The following is a 12,582-nucleotide window of genomic DNA, read 5'->3' as shown; positions in this document are numbered from 1 at the left end:
GTTTTGTCTGCAACGTGTAATTACTGTGTAAATTAACTTGTCTGTCGTGAATTCATATTCTTTATCGCCCTCATTTTCTACAAGCAAAAAACAATGTCGCTATTTCCCAACCTTTGAAACTGTAAACTGTAGAAAGTTTGGTTGTTCCCGATTGGCGATTTTCCGATTTGTTTTTTTCCGAAGGGATTATTTACATTTTTGAAATGAAGAAGTTTCCGTTCTTCGTCTGTCGGCTTTACTTTTAATCAATCATCTGTTCTAATGTCGGGAAAATTTTGTCATAGATGTTGGTCTCTATGGTAGTTACCCGATTGTAAGATATATACGTTTCCCAAGCCCAAACTCGAAAATCCTGTAAAGCGTAGAAAGCTGTATGTCGCATTTTCCGTTTTCAAGGCGTGAAATATAGCTTTTCTTAGTGCCGACTTTTTGAGCAAGTTGTTCTTGTGTCATATTTGCTTCTTTCCGGGCTTCTTTCAGCATTTCACTGATTACAAAGTATTGAGCCTTTTCCTCGAATTCATCACGTTTTTCAGTGCCGATTTTTCCGTATTTAATGTCTAATAACTCGTCAAAGTTTTTAGCATTTCTAATTTTACTTGTGTTCATTGTTTTTCTTTTTTAGTTTAAAATATTCATCTTTCAGTTTCAGAGCTAAATCAATTTCCTTTTTCGGTGTCTTTTGCGTTTTCTTTTGAAACGCATTAAACAGAACTACCAAGTTCCCTTTATCGAAGCAACAAAATATCCGGTAAATGTTGCTCTCAAATTCTATCCGTATTTCGTAAATCCCGTCAGTTCCTGTCATATGGTCTAAAAACTTTTTAGGAACATTTTGAACAGTACGAATAATTTTAAAAACATACTCAATTTTTTCCTGCACCTTTTCGGATTGCTCTATGTAGAAGTCAATAAAATAGTGCTCGTGAAAAATGATTTGCCTCTGAGTATTCATTTTGCAAAGTTAACTTAAAAGTTATCAATATGTAAGTTTTTTTCTTTGGCAGTTTTATTCTGTTGAAAAAGAACCGTGGATAAAAATTCGCTCTTTGCAAACTTTGGTTTGTGTGTAGGTTTTTGTGCGGCTTGTAAATGTGCTGCAAGTGGGTGGGAAAAATTGAATAAAAAATCTGCACTGAAAAAAAAGAAATAAATTTTTGCAGAGGCTCTGCGGTGGCTTTAAGTTTTCAGTCCGACAAATTAAAATTTTGCAAGCAAATTGCGGTGGCCGCTCGGCTATTTACACATAACTCAAAATTATAAGACAAAATGCAAAGCCGGGAACTTTATTTGCTGGATATTGAAGACGTAAGCTTTTATTTAACCCGCAGGGCAAGCGAAGAGCAACCGAGTGCAGACATATACATTATAGCTACAAAGCATTTTGTCTTATAATTTATATTATGTTAAGTTGTTCAATCCTTAATAAACCCGGCATCACCGGGCTTAATTAAGGTGTTTCAGCTATCCTCTACTGCAATGGCCTTGCGTTCCTGATCATATCATAAACAATGCGGGAGGTTTCATCAATGTAAATATCTTTCTTCAGGTCTTCCAGCCATTTCTGGTAAAAGTCCTGCTTGGATTTGTCTTTATTCTCGTAAAACTTCGGACGGTCTACCTGCAGTACTGCTACGTTCATCGGTACTTTCAGTTTACTTAAAGTATCATCGGTGTTCATGATCTTTTTGCTTTCAAGCTGGTATGCCTTGTATTTCTCAAAATTCAGGTCAGACGGACGATCCTGGTTGGCTGCCATCCATTCAGAAGTTTTTTTGATGAGTTCGAAAGCTTTATTGTTGTTGATGCGTTGTATGGCAGCAGCTTTTACCGCAGGGAAATTGTAATCAATTTTCCAGGGTGAAAATGTTGCCGGAGCAATTTTATCCCAGTTCAATGCATTGGGCTGGTCTTTTTCCCTGATCTTTAAAGATTCAAAAATATCCGGCAAAACCACATCGGAAGCTACCCCGTTTTTCTGGTTAGAGGTACCATTGATACGGTAGAATTTTTCAATAGTTAATTTCAGGCTGCCAAATTCCGGCTGGCCGGTTTTGGGATCTTCATCACCCAAAGGAATGGCACGCTGTACAGTGCCCTTACCGTATGTAGATGTGCTGCCCACTACAATACCGCGTTTGTAATCCTGTATGGCTGCTGCAAAGATCTCGGATGCAGAAGCGCTCATTTCATTGATCATTACCGCGAGCGGCCCGTCGTAAAGCAGCTTGCTGTCCCTGCCGTTTTTCAGGTCCTGTGTTCTTCCCTGCCTGTTTTTTACCTGTACCACCGGGCCGGAATTGATAAAGTAGCCAATGATCTGGTTTACATCATACAACGAACCACCGGGGTTAAAACGCAGGTCTACGATCATACCGTCTATTCCTTCGGCTTTCATTTTTTCAATTTCCGTTTTTACATCCCTGGCAATACGTGAGCCCTTCGGATCCTGGAAGTCTGCATAAAATTCAGGCAGGTAGAGGTAGCCAATTTTTTTGTCCTGGTTGTTGATGATTACGCTCCTGGCGGCTGCTTCATCAATGTTGATTTCTTCACGCAGCATAGACACGGTGTCTACAACGCCGGTTGTTTTCTTTAGTACAATATTTACCTTAGTGCCTTTCACACCCCTGATGAGTTTAATGGCATCTTCCAGTTCGTAACCCGCCAGATCTGTCAGCGGTGCGTTGCCGGTAGAAACTTTGGTAATAATGTCATTGGCATGCACTTTTTTGGTTTTCCATGCCGGGCCGCCTACTACCACGCTTACAATTTTTATTTCACCATTCTCTTCCCTGAGCTGTGCACCTATGCCGATAATTTTATTGCTCATTTGTGCGTCAAAGTCAGCCTTGTCAAACGGCGCCATGTAGGCTGTATGCGGATCCTGCTGGTCTGCAATGGCATTCAGGTAATTGCTGAACTGCTTGGTTTGCTCAAAAGCGCCGGTATTGTAGCGTTTGAAGTACCTGTCCATGATGCTCTTTACTTTTTCGCGGGCTTCTTTTTCCAGTTGTGCATCGGTCTTCTTTTTGATGGGATCATCAGCTTTGGCTTTTTCACGCTGGCTGTACAGGTCATAATATTTGGTAAGTACCTGGTACTTGATCCTCTTTCTCCACAGCTCATCGCGTTCTGCTTCATTGGCAGGAAAATTTGCACTATCCCTGTTGTTTTCCAATACCTCATTAGCAGTAAAAGTAAATGGTTTGGCCAGCAGTTTATTGGTAATGTTCTGAGCTTCTTTTATACGTTGTTTAAAACTGTTGACTGCATTAGGATAAAAGCTCAAAGGTATTTCACCACGCAGCTCATCGTCCAGCGTGAGTTTATATTTATTAAGGGTATCAATATCTTTTTGCAGAAGAATAGCCTTTTCAGGGTCTAATCTTTTTCCCAGGTAAGCATTGAAAACAGCCTCTGAAAACTTGTCGTCATAAGCTTTTGGCGCGTAATGGTAGCGTTGCATAAATATTCCCACTCCCACCAGCAATTGTTGTTGTTTGTAAAGAGAATCATTTTCATTGTTCCCTTTGCAGCTTCCGGAAACAAGTAGCCCTGCAATAATCACCACAGCCGCAACGGGAAGCAATTTTCTGCTAATCATAATTATTAGTTGGTTTATATATTGTTTTGACATTCAGTAATTCGACTATTTCGACATTAAATTTGATACAAAGTTATACGCATTCCAATAATAGTGCAATATATTTAGTATTGCATTAAAATCGTGCTAAGATATGCTGATAAAGATAAAGAAATATTTTGCACACGTGCTTTTTTTTGTTTTAGATGTACTCATGAAACCTGTTCCGCGGTTTTATAGATGTATTCATAAATAGATAACGCTGTTTTTCACAATAAAAATAATTTTATTTTTGCTGAAATCAACCAATTTATTATCTTTGCCATCCCCAAAACGGAGGTTGTAGCTCAGTTGGTTAGAGCGTCGGATTGTGGTTCCGAAGGTCGGGGGTTCGAAACCCCTCATCCTCCCTCAAAAAAGCGAGATCAGTAATTTGATTTCGCTTTTTTATTTATAAATTAATGTTTAGTTTTCTTTCAGGAACTCTTCTCCTGCTGTATCCTCCAACTTTGGCAATTTATACAACCCTATTTCAGAAATCGTAGGGTTTGACCTGGATGATAAAACCCGCAGCCTTAAATACTGTGTGGTTACCGGTGTAAAAGGCAGGATGCGTTTATAGCCTACAGTGGTACCTTCTGTAAGCTTGCTCCATTTTTCATTTTCATCAAAATATTCCAAGATAAAACTTTCTATACGCTGGCCTACCTGTATATTTTCCTGTATGGATAAAAGATCAATGGTGAATCGGTCGCGCAGGTTAATGTTGATGGTGGTTGTAGTATCTTTTCCTTTGGTGGTGAAATAAGTATCGATCCTGCCATCGTAAATATCAGTGGTCATTTTGCCGTTAATGCCATATAAGAAAGCGTTTGCAGCATAGTTTCTTGAAAAGGTTTTATCGTAGAGTTTCCTGAAGCCTGAAAGGCTTTGGATGTCTGCATCACTGATGAGCCCATCTTTATCGGGCGGCACATTCAACAACAGTACGCCGTTTCTGCCAACCGAGGTAAAGTATATGTTCATGAGTTTTACAGGCGATTTTACTTTGGTATCTTCCGCAGGGTGATAAAACCATCCCGGGCGCATAGATACATCTGTTTCTGCCGGATACCACATCAGCCCCGTTGCATTTTTTATTTTTTCGCGGCTGCCCAGGTCTTCATTGCGCTTGTCGCCGACAGGGGCAAAGGCCACATCTTTCTGCGATTCGGCTGCCACTTTTTTCAGCAGGTTCGGATCGGCGGGTATCACGCTCCACTCTGTGGTTCTGCCCACACCTGTTTCAGTGCCTACCCATCGGATATCCGGCCCCATGATAGCGATGGTTGCCTGCGGCTGCAGCTTCCTGATCAAAGCATACCACCTGTCAAAATCATACACCTGGTTTTTACCTTCCCCTTTTGCGCCATCGAACCATACTTCGTCTACCTGGCCGTACTGCGTTAAGAGTTCTGTTAGCTGTTTAATGAAAAAATTATTGTATTCCGGCGTGCCGTAGTGCGCTGAATGCATATCCCACGGGGAAAGATAAACTCCAAAGCCAACGCCATATTTTTTACAGGCGTCTGCTACTTCCTTTACCACGTCTCCCTTCCCTGCTTTCCAGGGACTGGCAGCCACCGAATGCTTTGTTGTTTTTGTTTGCCACAAACAAAAGCCATCGTGGTGTTTTGCTGTGATGATCAGTTGCCTGAAACCCGCACCTGCCATAGTTTTTACCCATTGCTCTGCATCCAGCTTTGCGGGATTGAATATAGCAGGGTCTTCCTGGCCTGTGCCCCACTCTCTGCCGGTAAAAGTATTTACTCCAAAGTGCAAAAAGCCAGTGAGTTCCAGTTGCTGCCATTTGTATTGTCTTTCAGAGGGAGTTACATACGCAGCCTTCTGAATAATGGTAGCATAAGAGTCCTGCGGGTGAATTTTTACAAAGTTTCCAAGCGGTTGCGCAGCAATAAAATAAATATTGAAACAAAAAATTGATAGAAATAAGCATCTCCTGTTCATAGCACCTAAATTAATATAGGCAAAAGTACTCAATTTTATGAAGCCGTACTATTACATGCTGAACAGTTTTATTTAAAAGATACCTCATCGTGGTAAAATTATCACAGGCACTTTGCTTATTAGGAATATGGCCTGTCCTTCCTAAGGCGAATGCTGTAGTTTCAGAAAGGAGATAACCTGCTGATTGAATTCGACTGGCTGTTCAACATTTACTACATGGCCGCAGTTTTTTATGATGTGAAGTTGTGCATGTATATGCCTGGCAGCAATTTCTTTAATAGAAGGTAAGAACAAGTGATCCTGCTCACCCATTACATACAGGGTGGGAATCCTGATGTCATTCAATCTGAAAAACCGCAAACGTGGTGTAAGTTCGGCTGTGAGTCTGAACCACCGTATGAATTCTTTCTGGTACAGTTTTTTTGCTTCCCTCACAAAAAGCAACCGCGACTCTTTATGATTCTTTTTCGGCATGATGATGAAAGCAAAAAGTTTGTAAAGAAAAATATATGGAACTATTGATTTAAAGATATTGCCGAAGCCCATTAATATTTTTGACCGGATATTCAACTTCAGCACTGCGCCGCCCATGACCATGCTTTCCACCAGGTGAGGATGCTTCTCAGCCAGATCGCGAATCAGAATGGTGCCGAGTGAGATGCCTATAAAATGAGATTCTTTAATTTCCAGATGGTGTATAACTTTTACAATGTCATTGGTGACAACATCAAAAGTGTACTTTTGTTTCAACTGCAGTTTCGATGGATTTTTACTGTTACCATGTCCGCGAAGATCGACCAGCAGTACATTGAATTCCTTTTTAAAGGCTTTTATCTGTCGGAACCAAATGGAACTGCTTCCCCCGGCCCCATGAATAAATGTTACCCACTTGGTTGTATTTTCGTTGCGAAAAACTGTGTAACTCAACATATTTGTAAAACTGCAAAGTATCTGCCGCAAAGTGTTTATTAAATTGGTAAGATACGGTAAAGAAAGTTGTTTTGGTGCTACATATTAATCAGGACTTTGACCCCACAATAGCTGCATATGTTAATTGAGCGGAAAAGATACAAGAGCAACATACAGTCCACGGGCAATACTTTTACTATCAACGCCGGCAATCCAAACTGCAGTACATGAAAACTGCGTACTGATGGGATAGACTCTATTTAAAATAAAATTATTTTTGTATATCTACTTTAATACCGCCGATATTGACTTTGATTTTGCCTGAATCTATCTGCACGCCTTTCCCGTCTTTCATTTTCACGTTCAGGCCCCCTGAATCTACGTTTATGCCTACATTCTTGCCGTTGACGGATACATTGCCATCTTTGCTGATGTTGATGCTTGCCGGGCCTTTCAGCGTAGAATCTGTAGCTTTTTCCAGGCCGGAGGAATTTACATTTACATTGCCGTCTTTTGCCTGTATGGAAACTTCCGGGCTTTGATCTAAGCTTTCGCAGGCTGCCAATAAAACCGGGATCGCGAGTAACGCTAATTTTTTTATATGCATCTTGTTATTTTTTTTGATTAAAAAATGGTGTTTAACGGATTTCAATTTTATTCTTGTCTCTTAAAACATTATTATAGAAGAGCTCATAGTTGTAAAAACCTGGATAAATAAAACTCGCTTTGCTCAATATCAGTTCATTGCTTTCAAAATTGTTTATCCTGTACATAATCGTACGCCCGTCGCGGTTGTAAATGATCATAGTATAGTTATAAAAATCGTTGAAAGGCAACCTGATCACAGGGTTGCCTTCTACATTGATGTACATATAATTGGAAATGAACCTGTAATTGTTGGCAGTAGCCACACTGACTGACGGGTTCGGATTGTGGTATAGATGAAACACATCATTGCCGGATAAAAATTTCAGTGTATCAGCAGTATTGTTGAGGATGGAATCCCTGAATCTTGCAAAATCTGTTTTTAGATAATTCAGCCTTGCGCTGCCGTTAGAAACTACAATGGTATCGTAGGAAGCGAGATAGCTCAGTAGCCCCGGTGTCTCCCACCCTGATGCTACAGTTTTGGGAGGTGTGGTAAAATATTTACCGTCACTAAGCATGTAAGCAATTCGATAATAATATTTGCCGGTAGACGGCTCGGAATATGATCCGTTGGCTGCTGAAGGCATTTCTGCCGAACTCACTGTTTTGAAATTTTTTACCGTATCGGTTGAGCGTTGTACAGTTAACTGTACCAGGCCAGAGCCGAAAGGGTTGCGCCAGGAAATTATATTCTCGTTTTTGCTATTTTTTACAATCGAAAAATCAGGCAGCGTATTTTGTGCAAACAGGAAATTTACCAGTAAAAAAAATACTATTAAAATAAATGGTCTTTTCAACATGGCTGTAAAAGTAACTGAAAACAATATATGTGAGACCAAAATATTCTTTAAAAAGTTTATTAGAAAATCAATTTGCTTTTTGGCAAAGAAAGGTTTCCCTGCAATCCGCCGGTATGGATAAATAGTACCCGGGAGCCGCCCGGGATGTCACCTTGCACAATCATTTCTTTTAAAGCATAGCATGCTTTGGCTGTATATACAAAGTCTGTAGGCACTTTCGTCTCCATGTAAAACTCGTTCATAAACAGCAGTAGATCTTCGCTTTTCCTGGCATAGCCGCCAAAATGGTACCGGTGGATGATTTCATAATTTTTATGTACCGAACTTTCTGAAAGCAGTGCCCGCATTTCACTATCCAGTGAACGGTTGTTTTTCATGACGCTGACACCCGTAATTTTCTGGTAAGGTAGCGCCCGATCAACAATGCCGGCCATTGTAGCGCCTGTGCCTGTGGCCATCACAATGTGGTGATACCTCTGATGGTCTGCTATGCCGGTAAGCATTTCGCCTGCACCTTTTGCTCCGAGTATGCCGTAGCCTCCTTCATTTACAGGGTATACATTTTTAAACTCTTTTTTGATGGCTTCTTTATCCCTGAATTGCTCGCGAGTTACAAAATACAGTTGCATGCCGTAAGAGAGGGCCTGCTGTAAAGTGTGCGCCTTTTGGGCAGACTCCAGCTCTCCCCTGATGATGCCAATGGCTTTTAATCCTGCTTGTTTACATGCAAAGGCGGTAGCTACAATGTGATTGGAGAAACAGCCGCCAAAAGTAAGGATGGTATCAAAATGCTTTGCAAAGGCATCCTCTACATGGTATTTCAGTTTAAACCATTTATTGCCGCTCACAACAGGATGCAACAGGTCTGTACGCAGTATGTCCAGAAAAATATTGTGCTGCCTGGTCCAGAGTGTTTCAACACGTTGTGGTTCAAATAATGCTGCCGTAATTTTAAACATCTTGTCAATAGAAAATTAGGAATATGTTTGCTTTATTATTGCGTATTTACTACAAACTCAATAATAAATCAGTATTTTTACGAAATAAAAATAAACATAATAAAACTATAAAACAATGAAACCTACATTAGTGATTTTAGCTGCAGGTATGGCTAGCCGTTATGGTAGTATGAAACAGATGGAATCTTTTGGGCCTTCCGGTGAAACAATTTTAGAATACTCAGTTTACGATGCAATCCAGGCTGGCTTTGAGAAGGTTGTGTTCATTATACGCGAAGAATTTCACCAGGAGTTTCGTGACAAGTTCGAGGCTAAAATGCTGCCTAAAATTGAAGTGGAATATGTGTTCCAGAAAATGACCACCGGCACTGAAAAATACGAGATCCCTGCAGACCGCGTAAAGCCCTTCGGCACTGCCCAGGCCATTCTCTGCTGCCAGGGAAAAGTGCACGGTCCTTTTGCGGTGATCAACGCAGATGATTTTTATGGAAGAGATGCTTTTGTAAAGGCAATTGATTTCCTTAAAAACAGGGCTAATGAACAGACCTACGCTTCCATCGCTTACAAACTCAAAAATACTTTGAGTGATAATGGCAGCGTGAGCCGCGGGGAGATTATCACTAATGAAAAAGGGGAACTGGTAGGCATTGAAGAAAGACTGAAAATCTATAAAAAAGACGCAGGAAAAGTTGTATACCTCGATGAAAATGAGCATGAGGTGGAAATGAATCCCGAAACCTTTGTGAGCATGAATTTCTTTTGCTTCGACAAGAGCTTTATAGACCTTTGTGAGAAAGAGTTTGACGAATTTCTTTCTAAAAACATCAGCGACATCAAATCTGAATTCCTTATGCCCAAGGTAGCTGACATATTTATAAAAAAAGGTATGGGCGTAATTGAAGTGATACCAACCGACTCTGTGTGGTTTGGTGTAACCTATAAAGAAGACGCCCCGGTAGTACAGGAAAAAGTAAAAGAACTGGTACAAAATAGCATTTACCCGAATAATCTGTGGGCATAATATGCAGAGCTTTTATGGTTTAGCATGATTATTGCTATGTTATATATGATTTTTCTTGGAAATATTAACAATTCCGTTTAAGAAAAATACCTATTTTGCTCACTAATTAGATTAAAAAGAATACAATGGAACAAAAAAAATACCGCATTCTTCTTTGTGAAGACGATCAGAATCTGGGAATGGTACTGAAAAATTACCTTGAGCTGAACGATTACGATGTAGTGTTAGAACGCGATGGTCGTCTGGGTCTCGCAGCATTTCAACGTGAAAATATAGATATTTGTTTGCTGGATGTAATGATGCCTAACATGGACGGATTTACACTGGCAGAAGAAATCAGGGATATTGATCCGGATGTGCCCCTGTTTTTCCTGAGTGCCAAAACCATGAAGGAAGACATTATCCAGGGTTATAAACTCGGCGCTGACGATTACATAACCAAACCTTTTGACAGCGAAGTTTTATTGATGAAGATCAAAGCTATCCTCAAAAGAAATGAAGAAGTAAACAAAGATAATGAATACGTTGAGTACGACTTGGGAGGCTACCATTTCAACCCGCGCTTGCGTGAATTATCACACGACGGACAGACACAGACACTTTCTCCAAAAGAAAATGAACTGCTGAAAATGCTGGCCGAACATAAAAACGATCTGCTACCGCGTGAAAAAGCGCTCAAAAAAATCTGGGGCAGCGATACCTATTTCAATGGCAGAAGTATGGACGTATACATCGCTAAATTAAGAAAATACATCAAGGATGACCCTGATCTTGAAATTGTGAATATCCACGGGAACGGCTTCAGGCTTGTTTCTCCCTAAAATGATATTCTTATTACTACAATGCCGCAAACTTCAAAATTGCGGCATTTTTTATATGGCTTTAAAAGTAGATGTCTACATAGTCCAGTACCCTGTTTCCCTCACAATTGTCCATATTTTGCAGCCGCCAGTACTTCCGGTTTTTAGTTGACAGAAATATTTGTTTTCCTTTTTTTACGCATTCCTTTCCCTGGTAGTTGATATCTGTTCTGGTAATAATGGTACCGTCAAACTCCAGCTCATTGGGTGAAAGCATGGTAAGCTTGCCATCAATTTTTACATATTCATTTTTTCTTTTCTGTGCACCTTTTACGGTATAGGTGTTATTTCCTGTACTGGTTATTTCCACACTACCCGGCGTGTTCCATCCTAACCATTGCAGTGTAAATGCATGTTTGCCGGAAATGTCGGGTAATGATTGGGGAGCTACTGCTTCCGCAACCTCATCTGGCTGAGCAACCAGTGTTGTATCAGCGGAAGTGCCGGTACCATCCGGAGCGGCAGTTAATACTGTATCTTCTTGACTTGTTTGTTGTGCCTGGCTGCAGCCGGCAAAATATAAGATCAATAGTGCAGAGAGCGGTAATATTTTTTTTCGCATATAAAATCATTTTAGGATGATCATATCGCTAATCCTGTGCCAGCATTTTGTTTATTCAGACAGAGATAGTGCCTTCCCTCCGCATTTCAATGAATATCGAATAACCAAGAATTTAAAAATTAAAACAACTCTTGCAACTTCTTCTCATCCAGCACACTACGTACGGATAAGCCGGAGGCATCGTACTCCCATTTAATCAGGCGTATCATGCCATCTTCTAACTCGATACCGGTAATATCTCCATCAGCAAAGCAGCAGCAACCTGTGTTGAAATAGCTGGGGCTGGTGGTCAGGTAATCTGTGGTAACCAGCGTAAAATCCCGCTCCAATGCACGCACCTGCTTATCGTAATCGGCAAATAAAATTTCGTCGTGGTTCTTTTGTGCTATCTGCATATTGCGGTACAGCTTTTCCAGGTGTGTCAGCGACTCAAATACAGGCTGATGTGTATGTCCTGTAACCAAAACAGTACCTTTCTGAGTGGCAGACCATTCATACATGATCTCATTATGTATTGTTTTCTTGAAACTGTTGGTAGAAGGTTCGTTGGGATTAATCTTAAGATAAGCCTGCAACGGGGCCCAGATGTTTGCTATAAAGAATTTAACCAGTTTGTTGCCGTCACTTTTCTCATCGCCCTGGTGGCCGTGTGTGCAGAAAATATGCAACTTTTTATCCCCGATGGCTGTAGTGAGAATTACGCCTTCATAAATTTTGATCTCAGCTCCGAAAATATTGATCAGTTCAAGTTTGGCAAGCGGACTGGTGGTCCAATAAAGGTCGTGGTTGCCAAATATCTTGATGAAGGAATTGCGGCGGAGGAAAAGTTTTTCTGCTTCAAACACCTCTTTGTTGGGTTCAACGATTTGCAGTGAATGATTTTCCCATAGCTCCTCACAATCGCCCAGGTTGATGAAACTAAAATTGCGGCTGTTGTAAAATTTGAGTGCTTCAATATAGTTGGCAGCCGAATGAGTAAAATCATCTGCGCCGTTTCTGCGGCCCTTGTGCTGATCGGAAAAAATAATAAACTTATCTTTTACATTATCAAATTCAATCTGCAGGCCCTTATTACCGGGATCCTCGATAATATTGTTGAATAATTTGGATAATGCGTTGTAAATCTTTGTTTTATCCGGATTAGATGAAAATTTATTATTGATACGCATTATCGGTTCCCGGAGCAGTGAAATCAATAATTTTCTCATCTTTTGAAGCTAATATTCTTTA

At 40.5% G+C, this 12,582-nt stretch carries 12 protein-coding genes and 1 tRNA gene; 3 read left to right on the top strand and 10 right to left on the bottom strand.

The window, feature by feature from the left end; all coding sequences use genetic code 11:
- Window positions 1–303: 303 nt before the first annotated feature.
- The 3 genes from OD355_RS05840 to OD355_RS05835 form a co-directional block, all read right to left on the bottom strand.
- Window positions 304–609, bottom strand: coding sequence for a helix-turn-helix domain-containing protein (locus OD355_RS05840; protein ID WP_263037524.1), 306 nt, complete (start codon window positions 607–609; stop codon window positions 304–306).
- On the bottom strand, window positions 596–955 hold the full coding sequence (locus OD355_RS13940) for a type II toxin-antitoxin system RelE/ParE family toxin (RefSeq protein WP_382303470.1): 360 nt from the start codon (window positions 953–955) through the stop codon (window positions 596–598). The genes OD355_RS05840 and OD355_RS13940 overlap by 14 nt, the downstream gene beginning before the upstream one ends.
- A 516-nt stretch (window positions 956–1,471) precedes the next feature.
- Window positions 1,472–3,607, bottom strand: coding sequence for a carboxy terminal-processing peptidase (locus tag OD355_RS05835; protein ID WP_263037523.1), 2,136 nt, complete (start codon window positions 3,605–3,607; stop codon window positions 1,472–1,474).
- Between the two features lie 315 nt (window positions 3,608–3,922).
- On the opposite strand from OD355_RS05835, the gene OD355_RS05830 reads away from it, so the two are divergent.
- Window positions 3,923–3,996, top strand: a tRNA-His gene (locus OD355_RS05830).
- 55 nt (window positions 3,997–4,051) lie between these two features.
- Here OD355_RS05830 and OD355_RS05825 read toward each other — a convergent pair.
- The 5 genes from OD355_RS05825 to OD355_RS05805 form a co-directional block, all read right to left on the bottom strand.
- On the bottom strand, window positions 4,052–5,593 hold the full coding sequence (locus OD355_RS05825; RefSeq protein ID WP_263037522.1) for an alpha-L-fucosidase: 1,542 nt from the start codon (window positions 5,591–5,593) through the stop codon (window positions 4,052–4,054).
- A gap of 141 nt (window positions 5,594–5,734) precedes the next feature.
- The gene (locus OD355_RS05820) at window positions 5,735–6,523 is read right to left on the bottom strand and encodes an alpha/beta fold hydrolase (protein WP_263037521.1); all 789 of its coding nucleotides are present in this window, start codon (window positions 6,521–6,523) and stop codon (window positions 5,735–5,737) included.
- Between the two features lie 250 nt (window positions 6,524–6,773).
- Window positions 6,774–7,109: a hypothetical protein gene (locus OD355_RS05815; RefSeq protein ID WP_263037520.1), complete on the bottom strand. Its 336-nt coding sequence runs from the start codon at window positions 7,107–7,109 to the stop codon at window positions 6,774–6,776.
- Between the two features lie 31 nt (window positions 7,110–7,140).
- Window positions 7,141–7,950, bottom strand: coding sequence for a hypothetical protein (locus OD355_RS05810; protein WP_263037519.1), 810 nt, complete (start codon window positions 7,948–7,950; stop codon window positions 7,141–7,143).
- Between the two features lie 59 nt (window positions 7,951–8,009).
- Complete coding sequence (locus tag OD355_RS05805) at window positions 8,010–8,909, bottom strand: 1-aminocyclopropane-1-carboxylate deaminase/D-cysteine desulfhydrase (protein WP_263037518.1); 900 nt, start codon at window positions 8,907–8,909, stop codon at window positions 8,010–8,012.
- Between the two features lie 115 nt (window positions 8,910–9,024).
- Between OD355_RS05805 and OD355_RS05800 the strand changes: the two genes are divergently transcribed.
- Both OD355_RS05800 and OD355_RS05795 read left to right on the top strand, forming a co-directional pair.
- Window positions 9,025–9,930, top strand: coding sequence for a nucleotidyltransferase family protein (locus OD355_RS05800; RefSeq protein WP_263037517.1), 906 nt, complete (start codon window positions 9,025–9,027; stop codon window positions 9,928–9,930).
- 125 nt (window positions 9,931–10,055) lie between these two features.
- Window positions 10,056–10,751 carry a response regulator transcription factor gene (locus tag OD355_RS05795; protein ID WP_263037516.1) on the top strand — a complete coding sequence of 232 codons (696 nt, stop codon included), beginning with the start codon at window positions 10,056–10,058 and terminating at the stop codon, window positions 10,749–10,751.
- A 61-nt stretch (window positions 10,752–10,812) separates the two neighbouring features.
- Here OD355_RS05795 and OD355_RS05790 read toward each other — a convergent pair whose 3' ends face one another.
- Both OD355_RS05790 and OD355_RS05785 read right to left on the bottom strand, forming a co-directional pair.
- Window positions 10,813–11,352 (bottom strand): hypothetical protein, encoded by a 540-nt coding sequence (locus tag OD355_RS05790; RefSeq protein WP_263037515.1) that lies wholly within the window; start codon window positions 11,350–11,352, stop codon window positions 10,813–10,815.
- Between the two features lie 119 nt (window positions 11,353–11,471).
- On the bottom strand, window positions 11,472–12,560 hold the full coding sequence (locus tag OD355_RS05785) for a metallophosphoesterase (protein WP_263037514.1): 1,089 nt from the start codon (window positions 12,558–12,560) through the stop codon (window positions 11,472–11,474).
- Window positions 12,561–12,582 lie beyond the last annotated feature (22 nt).

Source organism: Haoranjiania flava (assembly GCF_025631005.1).
GTDB classification, from domain to species: Bacteria; Bacteroidota; Bacteroidia; order Chitinophagales; family Chitinophagaceae; genus Haoranjiania; species Haoranjiania flava.
This window is presented reverse-complemented; position numbering and strand designations above follow the sequence as displayed.

Excerpts from the sequence above, each read along its gene's own strand:
- OD355_RS05840 (WP_263037524.1), bottom strand. The coding sequence starts at position 609 with ATGAACACAAGTAAAATTAGAAATGCTAAAAACTTTGACGAGTTATTA.
- OD355_RS13940 (WP_382303470.1), bottom strand. The coding sequence starts at position 955 with ATGAATACTCAGAGGCAAATCATTTTTCACGAGCACTATTTTATTGAC.
- OD355_RS05835 (WP_263037523.1), bottom strand. The coding sequence starts at position 3,607 with ATGATTAGCAGAAAATTGCTTCCCGTTGCGGCTGTGGTGATTATTGCA.
- OD355_RS05825 (WP_263037522.1), bottom strand. The coding sequence starts at position 5,593 with ATGAACAGGAGATGCTTATTTCTATCAATTTTTTGTTTCAATATTTAT.
- OD355_RS05820 (WP_263037521.1), bottom strand. The coding sequence starts at position 6,523 with ATGTTGAGTTACACAGTTTTTCGCAACGAAAATACAACCAAGTGGGTA.
- OD355_RS05815 (WP_263037520.1), bottom strand. The coding sequence starts at position 7,109 with ATGCATATAAAAAAATTAGCGTTACTCGCGATCCCGGTTTTATTGGCA.
- OD355_RS05810 (WP_263037519.1), bottom strand. The coding sequence starts at position 7,950 with ATGTTGAAAAGACCATTTATTTTAATAGTATTTTTTTTACTGGTAAAT.
- OD355_RS05805 (WP_263037518.1), bottom strand. The coding sequence starts at position 8,909 with ATGTTTAAAATTACGGCAGCATTATTTGAACCACAACGTGTTGAAACA.
- OD355_RS05800 (WP_263037517.1), top strand. The coding sequence starts at position 9,025 with ATGAAACCTACATTAGTGATTTTAGCTGCAGGTATGGCTAGCCGTTAT.
- OD355_RS05795 (WP_263037516.1), top strand. The coding sequence starts at position 10,056 with ATGGAACAAAAAAAATACCGCATTCTTCTTTGTGAAGACGATCAGAAT.
- OD355_RS05790 (WP_263037515.1), bottom strand. The coding sequence starts at position 11,352 with ATGCGAAAAAAAATATTACCGCTCTCTGCACTATTGATCTTATATTTT.
- OD355_RS05785 (WP_263037514.1), bottom strand. The coding sequence starts at position 12,560 with ATGAGAAAATTATTGATTTCACTGCTCCGGGAACCGATAATGCGTATC.